The 13413-nt window shown below is 32.7% G+C and carries 13 protein-coding genes; all 13 read right to left on the minus strand.

Annotation, left to right across the window (positions count from 1 at the left end):
* Nucleotides 1–181: 181 nt before the first annotated feature.
* Nucleotides 182–1102: a manganese-dependent inorganic pyrophosphatase gene (locus NOU10_RS05950; protein WP_003700164.1), complete on the minus strand. Its 921-nt coding sequence runs from the start codon at nt 1100–1102 to the stop codon at nt 182–184.
* A 25-nt stretch (nt 1103–1127) separates the two neighbouring features.
* Entirely contained in the window at nt 1128–2084 is a 957-nt protein-coding gene (locus NOU10_RS05955; RefSeq protein ID WP_034998076.1) for a LysR family transcriptional regulator, read from the minus strand.
* 113 nt (nt 2085–2197) lie between these two features.
* Nucleotides 2198–2818: an orotate phosphoribosyltransferase gene (gene pyrE / locus NOU10_RS05960; RefSeq protein ID WP_034998078.1), complete on the minus strand. Its 621-nt coding sequence runs from the start codon at nt 2816–2818 to the stop codon at nt 2198–2200.
* Nucleotides 2818–3531 (minus strand): orotidine-5'-phosphate decarboxylase, encoded by a 714-nt coding sequence (pyrF, locus tag NOU10_RS05965; protein WP_255906294.1) that lies wholly within the window; start codon nt 3529–3531, stop codon nt 2818–2820. Before pyrF ends, pyrE begins: the two co-directional genes overlap by 1 nt.
* Nucleotides 3528–5459, minus strand: coding sequence for a carbamoyl phosphate synthase large subunit (locus tag NOU10_RS05970; RefSeq protein WP_255906295.1), 1932 nt, complete (start codon nt 5457–5459; stop codon nt 3528–3530). Before NOU10_RS05970 ends, pyrF begins: the two co-directional genes overlap by 4 nt.
* Nucleotides 5437–6537: a carbamoyl phosphate synthase small subunit gene (locus NOU10_RS05975; RefSeq protein ID WP_003704386.1), complete on the minus strand. Its 1101-nt coding sequence runs from the start codon at nt 6535–6537 to the stop codon at nt 5437–5439. The genes NOU10_RS05970 and NOU10_RS05975 overlap by 23 nt, the downstream gene beginning before the upstream one ends.
* Nucleotides 6538–6598: 61 nt before the next feature.
* Nucleotides 6599–7906 (minus strand): uracil-xanthine permease family protein, encoded by a 1308-nt coding sequence (locus NOU10_RS05980; protein WP_003700158.1) that lies wholly within the window; start codon nt 7904–7906, stop codon nt 6599–6601.
* Between the two features lie 26 nt (nt 7907–7932).
* Entirely contained in the window at nt 7933–8469 is a 537-nt protein-coding gene (pyrR, locus tag NOU10_RS05985; protein ID WP_003704375.1) for a bifunctional pyr operon transcriptional regulator/uracil phosphoribosyltransferase PyrR, read from the minus strand.
* A gap of 206 nt (nt 8470–8675) precedes the next feature.
* A complete protein-coding gene (locus tag NOU10_RS05990) occupies nt 8676–9572 on the minus strand; it encodes an RluA family pseudouridine synthase (protein ID WP_003710062.1) in 897 nt (298 codons plus the stop codon).
* Nucleotides 9565–10011 carry a signal peptidase II gene (lspA, locus tag NOU10_RS05995; protein WP_081537982.1) on the minus strand — a complete coding sequence of 149 codons (447 nt, stop codon included), beginning with the start codon at nt 10009–10011 and terminating at the stop codon, nt 9565–9567. The genes NOU10_RS05990 and lspA overlap by 8 nt, the downstream gene beginning before the upstream one ends.
* Nucleotides 10012–10077: 66 nt before the next feature.
* Nucleotides 10078–10692, minus strand: a complete 615-nt coding sequence (locus NOU10_RS06000) for an HAD family hydrolase (protein WP_081537981.1) — start codon at nt 10690–10692, stop codon at nt 10078–10080.
* 4 nt (nt 10693–10696) lie between these two features.
* Complete coding sequence (dtd, locus tag NOU10_RS06005; RefSeq protein ID WP_003700152.1) at nt 10697–11143, minus strand: D-aminoacyl-tRNA deacylase; 447 nt, start codon at nt 11141–11143, stop codon at nt 10697–10699.
* A gap of 14 nt (nt 11144–11157) precedes the next feature.
* A complete protein-coding gene (locus NOU10_RS06010) occupies nt 11158–13377 on the minus strand; it encodes a bifunctional (p)ppGpp synthetase/guanosine-3',5'-bis(diphosphate) 3'-pyrophosphohydrolase (RefSeq protein WP_034998082.1) in 2220 nt (739 codons plus the stop codon).
* Between the last annotated feature and the right edge of the window lie 36 nt (nt 13378–13413).

Genomic DNA, 13413 nt, shown 5'->3' on the forward strand with positions numbered 1-13413 from the left:
ATCGCTCCATTCAATTTATTTCAATATAATTATAACTCTATATTTAAGTAATTTAAACCCTTACAATAAGGATATATCTTTATTTGCAATTAATTTATTCTAATAAAAAATACCTTATAGCTATTAGCTCTCTAACCAATAACTACAAGGTACTTTAAAAAATATATTTTATTTAATTTAATTAAAATGCAGCTTCCAATGGAGGAACAACTTGTTTCTTACGTGAAACTACGCCTGGTAAGTCCATCTTGTCGTCTTCCAACTTCTTATCGAATGCTTTTTCAACTACATCTTTAGGTTCACCTACTACTAATAAACGTGTATTTGAATCTAAAATGTTTGTTACCATTAATAAGAATAAGTCGTAGCCTTCTTCTGCATTTTGCTTTTCAATTGCTGCACGCAAAGCAGCTTCTCTAGCAAATACTTCATCTAAGTCAACTGTATTAACTTGGTCTACACGTACTGTCTTACCACCCATTTCAAATGACTTAGCATCTGCAGAAATTAATTCTTCTTCTGTTTTGCTTGAAAGGTTTGTTCCAGCTTTTAACATTTCCAAACCATATTCTTCATAGTTTACGCCTGCAATTTCAGCTAATTCTTTCACAGCAGCAACATCTTCATCAGTTGTTGTTGGTGATTTTAATAATAATGTATCAGAAATGATAGCTGATAACATTAAACCAGCTAATTTAGCAGGAACTTCTACATTATTTGCTTTGAATTCTTTGTAAATTACAGTACTTGAGCATCCCAATGGTTCTGCATGGTAGTACAATGGTGCAGCTGTTTCAAAGTTTGCAATACGGTGATGATCTACAACATGTGTTACAGTTAATTCCTTAATGTCATCAACACTTTGTTGTGCTTCATTATGATCAACTAACATTACAGCTTCTACTTCATTTTTTGCAGTTGTAATTACACGTGGATATTCTTCCTTGAAGTAATCCAACACAAATTTTGTTTCTTCGTTAGGTGTGCCTAAAGCAACTGCTTCAGTATCAGCACCTAATTTATTTTGTAAATATGAGTATGCTTTAGCTGCTACAATAGCATCTGTATCTGGATTCTTGTGTCCAAAAACTAATTCTTTCATGAATAAAGAACTCCTTGTTACTTAATTATTTTTTGTTAATCTTTGTTAACCTACTAATATAATCTTCTTCTCGTAGATAATTGTCAATCTCTTTTAAGAAATTAGAAATTCTTGGTATTTGATCTTTTCCTTTTCTAAAGACAAATGACAAATCAAAGCTAATGCCTGGTTCCAATAATGCTTGCTTCATAATACCATCTTGATTATGTGCTACTACAAATGACATTGGCAAAGCAGTACATACACCAGTTTGAGCTGCAAAATTAAAAATTTGACCTGGTGTTGCAAAGTAAGAAACACTATTTGGTGCATCTAACATTGCATTTTTATAGGCTTCACTTATGCTTTCATTCAGATAATATTCAGGTGGATATGTAACCCATGGATGTTGTAACGTATCTTTTAGATTAATTTTCTTTTGTTTAATCTTATTATCGTTATGTAAAAAGATTAGATCTTCTTGGCAAATACGTTTAGATTCATAAGGTTTCCAATTTTTAATACTTTCATCAGGTAAATACATAACTGCCAAATCAATTGTATTATTCTCTAATCTTTCCCAAATTTCCTTACGTGTAAGCATATGTGTTGTTAACTTAATACCATTATGTTTACGGTAATAAGCTGTAGCAAACTGGCTAATAACACTATCTTCAATTGAAGCTAAAATACCTATATTAATTTCGCCTTGTGTTGCACTTGTTGACATTTGTATCTCATCAGTAGCCTGATTCAATGTTTCATAAATTTGATGTGTAGCATCCAACATTGTGTAACCCGCATCAGAGAGATGTAATTTCTTACCTACTGAGTAAAATAATGGTGCACCTACTGCTCTTTCTAACTTTTTAATTTGTTGAGTAAGTGCTGGTTGGGTAATCCCTAATATCTGAGCTGCTTGTGTGTAACTCATTGTCTCAGCAAGTTGCAAGAAATAACTCAATGTTTTAGAAGAAAAAATATTCTCTTGTTTTGTTTTCATATCATTATCCTTTCGCAAATCCATACGGGACTTATCAACATATAATTTAATACCTATTCTTATTATACATTAAAATATAAAAAAATATAGTCCTTTATTTGCGAATTTGATAATTATTTTAACCAATTTTCAGGATCTTTTCTCCATGCATGCAAGATTTCTTTTTGTTTCTCTTCAATGTAGTCATTTTCTTCTGCAACTTCAATTAGTTCTGTATAATTTGTCAATGTAGCATATGATAAATTATATGCCTTAAAGTTATCATCTAATTTACCTAATTGATAACTGAAAATACCACATACTCCCAATACATCTGCGCCTTCTTTTTTAGCTGCATCAACTGCTTTTAATACACTTCCACCTGTTGATAACAAATCATCAATCAATACAACTTTTTGACCTTCAGCCAAAACACCTTCAATTTGCTTTCCACGCCCATGATCCTTAGGTTTAGAACGTACATAAATCATTGGTAAATTCAATTCCTCAGCAATCCATGCAGCATGAGGAATACCAGCAGTTGCAGTTCCTGCAATAACTTCTGTTTCTGGGTATTTTTCTCTAATAATATCAGCAATTCCTTTAGCAATTCTCTTTCTTACTTCTGGATAGCTAATTGTTAATCTATTATCACAATAAATTGGAGATTTGATTCCACTTGCCCATGTAAAAGGTTCTTCTGGCGATAAAGTTACAGCCTTAATACTTAATAAATCTTTTGCTACTTGTTTCATTATTTTTCCCTCCATAATTTTGTAACTAATCTATAACTATCTAAAGGATTTTCAACTTTAGTAATTGCACGCCCTACAACAATACCACTTGAATGATTACGTGCAGCAGCATCTGGTGTCATTACACGCTTTTGATCACCAACATCGCCACCTGCCAATCTAATTCCTGGAGTTATTCTCAAGAAATCATCGCCTGTTAACTTATAGATCATATCAGATTCTTCTGCTGAACAAACAACTCCATCTAGGCCAGATTTTTGAGCAATCTTAGCATAGTTTTTTACACTTTCTTTAAGTGAGATTGATAATTTTTGTTCATTCTTTACCATTTCTTCATCAGTAGAAGTTAATTGTGTAATACCTAATATCTTAGTATTAGTATCACCGTTAGCTCCATCTAACAATCCTTCTTTAGCAGCAATTAACATTTCACTACCACCAGAAATATGAACTGTTGTAAGTTTGACACCAAGTTTTCCGATAACTTTCATTGCTTGCTTAACAGTATTTGGAATATCATGTAATTTCAAATCCAAAAATACATCATGTCCTTTACTGATTAATTCTTTAACCATATCAGAACCTTCACTATAGAAAAGTTCCATCCCCACTTTTACAAATAACTTTTCGTCTTCAGGAAACTTTTTCAAAAATTCAAAAGTTTTCTCTTTATCCGGAAAATCCAAAGCTATTATTGGTCTATCATATTTCATAATTTTCCTCCTGTATAATTCCATTCTGTTATTTTTATATTCAAATTGTTTAATTCAGATTTTAAGTCCTCAGATAATTCTTCTGGTTTTTTCAGACATAGAGTTTCAGGATTACATTTTCTTGTAATTTCAGCTATAACTTCATATGACAACGGTTCAAAGAAAGTTGTAATTGGCAAAGATAGACTAAAAGTCAATGTATCTGGAGAATTTGAAATTAAACTTACGTCTAATCCAGAATTTGCTAATATCAATAGTTGCTGATTATTGGCAAAACTTCGATTGGATAAGCTTTCAATTCCATCAATTAGTAAAATATCTACTTTACTTTTCTCCAACTCATCCTCTTCTTCGTATGTTGCATAAAAGTATGACACATTAGCATCTAGCGTACCTGCGACTCCATCTATCTTCTTATATGTTGGTCTTATCGCCAAATCATTGCGTATTTGTTCTACTTTATCTACCTGAATATTCCATAATTTAGCTAACATTTTATCACTGATTCCAAGTTCCTTTGCTTGTCGAATGCTTTTCTCACTTGGTTCAGCATTTTTTATATTTTCTATGAAATCAATTAATTTGTATATTGTATATAAGAACTGTGCATCAATCTTGGTTAACTCACTAATTTCATCAATTGTATATCCACGTCTAAAAGCTTCTGCAATTATGAATAAACGATTTGCTTGAGGGTGAACTAAGTTTTCTTCTAATTGAAAATCATCAATATTCAAAAACTGGGTTAGCATACTATCAATTTTTTCGTTAGTCATTGACTCAATAGCTTTCATTAGTGCACTTTCCAATGATCTACCGAAAGCAACTATTTGTCCCTTTGCTTGTCTTCTAGTCCCTAATCTCTTAGCTTGACCTTTGGACCAATTTGGAACCTTAACGGCTAAATAATCCATTATTGGTTCACTAGCAGCTGTAAGATTTGAAAATCCAGTTCTTCTAATTGCATCTAAGCGTATTCCAAGTGAGATTTTAGTAATAATATCAGCTAATGGATATGCTGTAATCGCTGAGATCAAAACTGAAGATCTGTTAAAAGATGGGTTCATTTCTAATATGTAATATGTATCTCTCAATGAATCAAACGCTATTCGAATATTGCAACTTCCAACTATATTAAACATTCTTGCTAATCGCAATGAAACAGTTCGAAGCTTCTGAAATTCCTGATCATCTAATGTTTGGATTGGTGCTACTACCATTGAGTCAGCTGAATGTATCCCAACAGCGTCAATATTTTCAAATGCCCCAACCAAGATACAGTTATCATAACTGTCCCTGACAACCTCTAATTCTAATTCCTTATACCCAGTTACACTTGCTTCTATCAAACAATTACTTATTGGTGATTCTTCAAATGCACGGTTTACATTAACTATTAGTTCTCTTCTATTGTTACACAAATCTCCACCAGGTTTATTAGTCGTTGCCGAGGCTCTGACAATTACTGGATAATTATATTCACTAGCAAAGTCGATTGCTTCTTCTATGTTTGTTATTTTCTTAGAGATTGGCGTTGGAATTTTTTCCTCATTAAGTAAATTACTAAATTTTTCTCTATCAAACATGCTACTTAATGACGCTAAATCTGTTCCTAAAATTTTCACATTTAAGGCACTCAGCAAACCACCCTTTGCTAGCTTTATACATGCATTTATTCCTGTTTGCCCACCAAAAATCGGAATAATAGCATCTGGTCTAGTTTTAGTAACTATATCTGCTAAATTATCAGCTGTCATTTTCATACTATAGAATTCATCTAATAGTTCTGACATCTGACTTTCATTAATTCTAGGAGCAACCAGAATCGGTTTGTATCCTTGTTTGCTTAGTGTATAAATTGCACTTAAAGCTCCACTATTATATGAGCCTAAGACAATAATTTTTTTATTTTGACTCTCTAATAGCATTTATCTTATCCTTCCTTATGTCAATTAAATGCATAAAATCATAGAATACATCTGTTCCATCACTAGGACCTGGAGCTCCTTCTGGTTCAAATTGAACAGAAAAAGTTGGATATTTTCGATGCTTAATACCTTCAATCCACCCACTATTTAAATCTTTGTGAGTTACAATTAAGTTATCCTTAGGTAAGGAACTTTCATCGACTATGTAACTATGATTTTGTGCAACTGTTATAATTCTACCAGTTGCAATTTCAATAACTGGAAAATTCAATCCTCGATGTGCACGTGGTAATTCCTTTACTTTAGCTCCATTTGCAATAGCCAATAATTGATGTCCCAATCCTATTGCAAATGTCGGATAATTAGCCTGAATTTGTCTAATTGTTTCAAATGAATCTTCTAAAGTATATGGGTTCCCAGGTCCATTGGATAATAGCACACCATCCGGACAAAGATTTTTAATTTCTTGAAATGTCGCAGTGTATGGAACAATAATTGTATTGCAATTCATACGTGATAATTGACGCAATACACTATGTTTTACTCCATAATCAACTAAGACTATATTTCTTCCGGTATCAGGATTAGGATATGGTTTACTGGTAGAAACCATATCTACTAATTGGTCAGTTAATACAGTTGCATGTAATTGATCAAAAGCATGTTCTAGATCGTTTTCAGCGTCAATAATACTTCCTTTCATTATTCCATTATGTTTTGATAAAATTCTTACTAATTTTCGTGTATCAATGCCATAAATTCCAGGAATATCTTGATTCTTTAAGTAATCTGAAAATGACTGCGGACTCGACACATTCATGCTATCAGTATATGTATGACAAACGACACCTTTACAGACTGGTTGCAATGATTCTAAATCATCAATGTTTGTCCCATATGTTCCCAGTACAGGTGTCGTAAAAACAATTATTTGATTTGCATACGTTGGGGATGTGACAACCTTTTGATAACCAGTCATTGCAGTGGTTAATACCACCTCACCAGTTGAATTTATTTGTGAACCAAAACCTTCTCCTAAAAATGTACTACCATCTTCTAGAATAAGTAATCGTTTCAAAAGCCTCACTCCCAACATGATATTATTCACAACTATTATTATAGCGTATCGATAAAAAAGGTTAAATATCCATTCTTATCTTTTTCTCATGTTCAGCTTCACTAGCTGCTTTCTTTGGTAAAATTAAGTTTAAAACAATTCCAAAGATTGTTGATAAAGCAATACTTGTAAGTTGGAAATTACCTAACTTCAAATAAGTACCACCAATTCCGACAACCAAGATAACAGCTGTAATAATCAAATTTCTTTTTGCTTCAAAGTTTATTTTATTATCAACTAAAATTCGTAATCCATTTGCAGCAATCATACCGAATAATAGGAATGAAATACCACCAATTACAGGAGTTGGAATAGATTGAATCAAAGCAGCAATTTTACCACAGAAACTGAATAAAATAGCGAAGAAAGCAGCTCCTGCAAGCACCCAAACACTATGAATCTTTGTCATAGCTAACACACCAATGTTTTCGCCGTAAGATGTTGTTGGAGGACCACCAACAAAACCAGCAATTACACTAGATAAACCGTCACCTAACAATGTACGGTGTAATCCTGGATTCTTGAAGAAATTACGCTTAGTTAATTTATTCAAAACCATAACGTGTCCCATGTGCTCAGTCATAGTAACAAAGGCAATTGGTGCCATTCCAATGATTGCTCCTGGATACCACTTAAAGTCATAATTAACAAACATTACGTCAAATGCAGGTAGAGAGAACCATTTTGCTGCTGCCACACCAGATAAATCAACAATTCCCATGAAAACAGCGAAAATGTAACCTACAATTATACCTAAAAGTACCGGAATCATACTTGAAAATCCACGTAAGAACATGTTAAAGATAATTGTTGCAACTAAAGTGAAAATTGCTACTCCAAAGTATTTAAGATCATAATGGTTATTATTGAACATTGCATCGTTAGCTGCAGTTGTAGCTAATGATAATCCAATAACTATAACGATAGGACCTACAACAACTGGTGGTAAAACCTTATCTACCCATTGTGAACCAAACTTTCCTATAATCAAGGAAACAATAACATAAACTAAACCTGCTGCAATTGCGCCTTGACCTACTGCAGGATATCCTTCAGATTTCATCAAAGCCTGCATTGTCATAATAAAGGCAAAACTTGATCCTAAGTATGCCGGAATCTTAGCTCTTGTACAAAGAATATATACCAAAGTACCTACCCCTGAACTAAACAAAGCGATACTTGGATTCATACCAATTAATAAAGGTACTAAAACAGTTGAACCAAACATTGTAAACAAATGTTGGACTGATAGAAGTAACCACTGAGGAAAAGTTGGTTTATCTTGAACGTCAAGAATTGCCTCAGGGTTTCTGAATTTCTCGTTTTTCATGATTAAATTAGCCTCATATCTTTATTTTATAGTTTCTTTAATTCGATTCCATCTTTTCCATCAACTTCGTCTACATAAACTGCTACTTGTTCATCCATAGCAGTTGGAATATTCTTACCAACAAAATCTGCTCTAATTGGTAATTCACGATGTCCTCTATCTACTAATACAGCTAAATTGATCTTCTTAGGTCTACCAATATCCATTAAAGCATCTAAAGCAGCTCTAATTGTTCTTCCTGTAAATAACACATCATCGACCAAAATTACATGTTTATCTTTAATATCAAAACCTAAGTCTGCTTCATTTACTACTGGATCTTGTGCTAGTGATGCATCATGTCTGTCATCACGGTAAAGTGTAATATCTAATTGTCCAACAGGAACTTCAGCATTTTCCAATTGTTTCAATCTATCAGCTATTCTTTGTGCTAGATAAACACCTCTTGTCTTGATCCCTACTAGAACTAAATCATCAATTCCTTTATTTTTTTCAATGATTTCATAAGTCATTCTAGTTAGCGCACGCTTCATCGCCATTGAATCATAAATTTGTTTTGCCATTAAAATCATCCTCCTTAAATATTCGAGCCATTAACTATTGCTTAGCTGAAAAAATAAAAGGACTAGAACAAATTAGTCCTAGTCCGCGTATTAATTTCATTTTTATATTAATATACACTATAAGCTTAAATAAGCATTATACCTTTTCAGCCTCACGGGACTAGTTTAAAGGACTCTATTCTTCTTAAATTAAGATACTGTAAAAGCTACCGTTTGTCAAGCGATTCTAATAGCTTTTTGAAGTTTTCTGGTAGTGGTGCTGTGAATTCTAAGTATTCATTTGTTCTTGGATGAATAAAGCCTAGTTTCTCAGCATGTAAAAATTGGCCACTATTTCCTAATGTCTTTCTTGGACCATACAATTGATCTCCAACTAAAGGATGCCCTATATATTTCATATGAACTCTAATCTGATGTGTTCGTCCAGTTTCTAAGACACATTTAACTAAAGTATAATCTCCATAACGTTTCAAAACTTCAAAGTGGGTTACTGCATTTCTTCCATCCTTAACTACTGCTTGTTTCTTACGATCAACTTTACTTCTTCCTAACGGTGCATCAATAGTACCACTATCTTCTTTGATATTTCCGTGAACTAAAGCTACATACTCACGTGTATTAGTCTTATCTTTTAATTGCTTCGCTAAGCTTTGATGTGCCATATCATTTTTAGCGACCATCAATAATCCTGAAGTATCCTTATCTATTCTATGAACAATACCTGGACGATAAGTACCGTTAATAGTAGATAATGGTGAATGGTATAGTAATGCATTTACTAGAGTATGTTCAAAATGTCCAGGAGATGGATGCACAACCATTCCTTGAGGCTTATTTACAACAATTACATCATCATCTTCATAAACAATATCTAACGGAATATTTTCAGGTTCTAAAGATAATTTCTTTACTTCTGGCTTATCAAAAGTTATTTCATCGCCTAAATTGACTTTATAATTAGCTTTTTTCACATCTCCATTTACCTTGATATTTCCATCGTCAATCATCTTTTTTAATTGAGATCGAGTATAATCTGTAAAAATATTAGTAACAACTTTATCTAATCTACCAGTCTTATCTGCTAATACTTTATAATCACTCATCTTTTTCATCCTTTATTAATGCTATTATTACTATAATTACACCAAACGTTAGACACATATCTGCTACATTAAAAATTGGAAAATTCATAAATAATGTTTCAAACATATCAACAACGTAACCTAAACGAATTCTATCAATAAAATTGCCCAACGTACCAGCAATTAATAATGAAATTGCCAACATATATAAATTATCATTTTTCAATTTCCAGAAGAAATATCCCATCAAACCTAGAGCAACTATTGTAATGACTGTAAAGAACCATTGTTGTCCACTTAGAACACTCCAAGCAGCTCCATTATTTCTAACATTTGTTAAAGCTAAAACATTAGGTAAAATTACTTGGCTGGTTCCTAATTTAATATTTGCGGAAATCCAGAACTTTAGACCCTGGTCTGCAATAATCAAAATAATAATCATCGGTATATATAACCACATTGTAGATTACACCTTTCCTATCAAAAATGAGTCATATAACCTCTAAGTAATATGACTCAAGTTAATTTACTTCAATATATCCGATAAACTGTATACCAATCTATCTGCATTATAATCTTGATGAAGTAGCTTATCCGGATCAAATAGAATTCCCGACATTCCAGCATTATGGCCTGCTGCGATATCAAGTTCTCTATCTCCAATCATCACTGATTCTTCAACTTTTAAATTATACTTACTAACCAAGTATAACAAAGATTCTGGATCTGGCTTACGAGCAAAATCATTATCTGCAGTTACAAAATCATCAAAATAAGACCAAAGATTATCTCTTTTTAAAATATTCAAGGCACTACTGTCACGATGTGTTAATAGAAAGTTTCTACCACCATTTTCTTTTATCTTACGACAAACATCTGCAGCACCATCAAAGAGACGCATTTTATCTTGATATTGTTCTTCAAAAGAATGATACATTTGACGTAGCTTTGGTATGTCTAGATTTTCGCCATATAACTTAAAAGCTTTTCTAACAGAAGCTTCGCGCATAATTTTATAGACTTCTTTACTATCTAACTCTATTTCTTGAGTTTTCAAAGTTTCTACAAATGCTCGAACCATACCAGGATAGCTGTTGTATAAAGTTCCATCAAAATCCCAAAAATAATTCTTATACTCCATACTCTTATTCCTCATCAGTATCATACATAATTGTCACAGGTCCATCATTAACTAATGATACCTGCATATCAGCTCCAAAAATTCCAGTTTCAACTTGTACACCTGATTCGCGTAACTTTTCGTTAAACTTATCATAATTCTTGCTAGCTATATCTGGATTTTGGGCTCTTGTAAAGCTAGGTCGGTTTCCTTTACGAGTTTGTGCATATAAAGTAAATTGCGAAATAGACAAAATACTACCTGATACTTGCTGTAAGTTTAAATTCATCTTATCATCAGCATCACTAAATATTCTAGCGTTTAAAACTTTTCTTGCTAAATATTCAATTTCCTTATCGCCATCATTTTCAGTAAAACCTACTAATAACAATAATCCTTGTCCGATTTCACCATTTACGTTTCCATCTATTTCAACCGATGCTTGCTTTACTCTTTGCAATAATACTCTCATTTAAACAACACCCTCTAATGTATTGGACGTTTAACCATATAAACATCCGGAATATTCTTTATTCTATCAATAATTCTTTGGAGATGTTCCTTATCTTTAACACCAATCGTAGCAGAAATATTTGCCATCTTATTATGATCAATTCGTCCATTTACAGAATTCAGACTCTTAGTGTTATTGTTGATTGCTTGAAGTATATCATTTAACAAGCCATCTCTATTATATCCTTGAACTTCTAAATCAGCATTATAGTAAGCTCTATCGTCAGGTAAGATATTCCAAGAAACATCTATTAATCTAGTTCCTTGGCTTTCGGCCGCTTTCACATTAGGACATTCAACTCGATGAACAGAAACTCCACGACCCTTAGTAATATATCCAACAATATCATCACCTGGAACTGGATTACAACAATGACTTAATCTAACAAGTAAATTATCAATACCTTCAATTAAGATACCACTTTCTTGCTTAGACTTCTTATTTTCCTTTGTATCATTATTAATTTCTTGATGATTTTCCAATAATGCCTTTTCTTCTTGGCGTTTTCTATCATCGTCGGCTTTCTTTCTAAGATCTGCTGTTAAAATATTAACAATTCCAACTGGTGCAGTATCACCAGAACCAATGGAAGCATACAAATCGTCGGCTTTCTTAAATTGCTTTTTCTCTAAACATTTAGCCATATTATCATTTAAAACATCTTTAGCATTATATCCTGCATTGGTTAATTCTTGAATTAGTATTTCTCTACCTTTTTCAATATTTTCTTCACGATCGCGTTTCTTGAAAAAGTGTTTAATTTTATTTCTAGCCTTGCTTGTGTGTACTAAATCTAACCAGTCTTGACTAGGACCTGCAGAATTTTGTGAAGTTAAAATGTCTACAATATCCCCGTTCTTCAATTGATAGTCAAGAGGTCGAATCTTACCATTGACCTTTGCTCCAGTTGTATGAGCACCAATTTCAGTATGGATACTATATGCCATATCCAATGGGCCTGAGCCTTTTGGTAATTCAAACACATCACCTTTAGGAGTAAAGACATAAACTCGATCACTAAACAAGTCACCTTTAACACTTTCCATAAATTCGGAAGCATCGTTTGACTCTTTTTGTAATTCTAGAATTTCTTTAAACAAGTTCAACTTCGTTCCAGTAGTTGTTTGAGGAACTGCATCTTTACGTCCTTCTTTATATGCCCAATGTGCAGCAATACCATATTCAGCCACGCGATGCATTTCTTCAGTTCTTATTTGAACTTCAAAAGGTCTACCATTAGGGCCGATAACTGTTGTATGTAAAGATTGATACATATTAGCTTTAGGCATAGCAATATAGTCTTTAAAACGACCTGGCATTGGTTTCCAACGAGTATGGATAGCTCCTAAAACTGCATAACAATCTTTAATGCTCTTTACAATTACACGTACTGCAGAAAGATCATATATTTGACTGAATTGCTTATGTTGATCTCTCATCTTTCGGTAAATTGAATATATGTGCTTAGGTCTACCATATATATCATATTCAATATTCAATTCTGCGATTGCTTTCTTAATTTCAACAATCACTTCATCAATATAATGAACTCTTTCTTCACGTTTAGAGTTCATCAAATGTACAATACGATAATATTGTTGAGGATTTAGATAACGCAAAGACATATCTTGTAATTCCCATTTAATTGTACTAATACCTAATCTATCAGCTAATGGAGCATAAATTTCAAGGGTTTCATTTGCTATTCTTCTTTGCTTATCTGGTCTTAAATGACTCAAAGTTCGCATATTATGTAACCTGTCAGCTAGTTTGACAATAATTACACGTAAATCTTTAGACATCGCCAACAATAATTTACGATGATTTTCAGCTAACTGTTCTTGATGAGATTTATATCTTATTTTACTTAACTTTGTTACACCATCTACAATAACTTCTACATCTTTTCCAAATAATTCACCAATATCTCCTAGTGTAACCTTTGTGTCTTCAACAACATCGTGTAAGAAACCAGCACTAACAGTTTCTGGATCCATTTTTAAGTTTGCTAAAATTCCGGCAACTTGAATTGGATGGATTATATAAGGTTCACCAGATTTTCTAACTTGCTCACTATGAACATAAGTGGCAAATTCACACGCTTTTTCAACAAATTTAACATGATTTTCATTCATGTACCCTTTGCACATATCAATTACATCTTGAGCTGACCAAATTGTTTCTTTTTTCATAAATCTCACCTCAACACCCAATAATTTTTTCAACTA

Source organism: Ligilactobacillus sp. MP3, assembly GCF_024436335.1.
Lineage (GTDB): Bacteria > Bacillota > Bacilli > Lactobacillales > Lactobacillaceae > Ligilactobacillus > Ligilactobacillus salivarius.

Bases quoted from the DNA above. Each gene is read 5' to 3' on its own strand.
- NOU10_RS05950 (WP_003700164.1), bottom strand. From the start codon at position 1,102: ATGAAAGAATTAGTTTTTGGACACAAGAATCCAGATACAGATGCTATT.
- NOU10_RS05955 (WP_034998076.1), bottom strand. From the start codon at position 2,084: ATGAAAACAAAACAAGAGAATATTTTTTCTTCTAAAACATTGAGTTAT.
- pyrE (WP_034998078.1), bottom strand. From the start codon at position 2,818: ATGAAACAAGTAGCAAAAGATTTATTAAGTATTAAGGCTGTAACTTTA.
- pyrF (WP_255906294.1), bottom strand. From the start codon at position 3,531: ATGAAATATGATAGACCAATAATAGCTTTGGATTTTCCGGATAAAGAG.
- NOU10_RS05970 (WP_255906295.1), bottom strand. From the start codon at position 5,459: ATGCTATTAGAGAGTCAAAATAAAAAAATTATTGTCTTAGGCTCATAT.
- NOU10_RS05980 (WP_003700158.1), bottom strand. From the start codon at position 7,906: ATGAAAAACGAGAAATTCAGAAACCCTGAGGCAATTCTTGACGTTCAA.
- pyrR (WP_003704375.1), bottom strand. From the start codon at position 8,469: ATGGCAAAACAAATTTATGATTCAATGGCGATGAAGCGTGCGCTAACT.
- NOU10_RS05990 (WP_003710062.1), bottom strand. From the start codon at position 9,572: ATGAGTGATTATAAAGTATTAGCAGATAAGACTGGTAGATTAGATAAA.
- lspA (WP_081537982.1), bottom strand. From the start codon at position 10,011: ATGTGGTTATATATACCGATGATTATTATTTTGATTATTGCAGACCAG.
- NOU10_RS06000 (WP_081537981.1), bottom strand. From the start codon at position 10,692: ATGGAGTATAAGAATTATTTTTGGGATTTTGATGGAACTTTATACAAC.
- dtd (WP_003700152.1), bottom strand. From the start codon at position 11,143: ATGAGAGTATTATTGCAAAGAGTAAAGCAAGCATCGGTTGAAATAGAT.
- NOU10_RS06010 (WP_034998082.1), bottom strand. From the start codon at position 13,377: ATGAAAAAAGAAACAATTTGGTCAGCTCAAGATGTAATTGATATGTGC.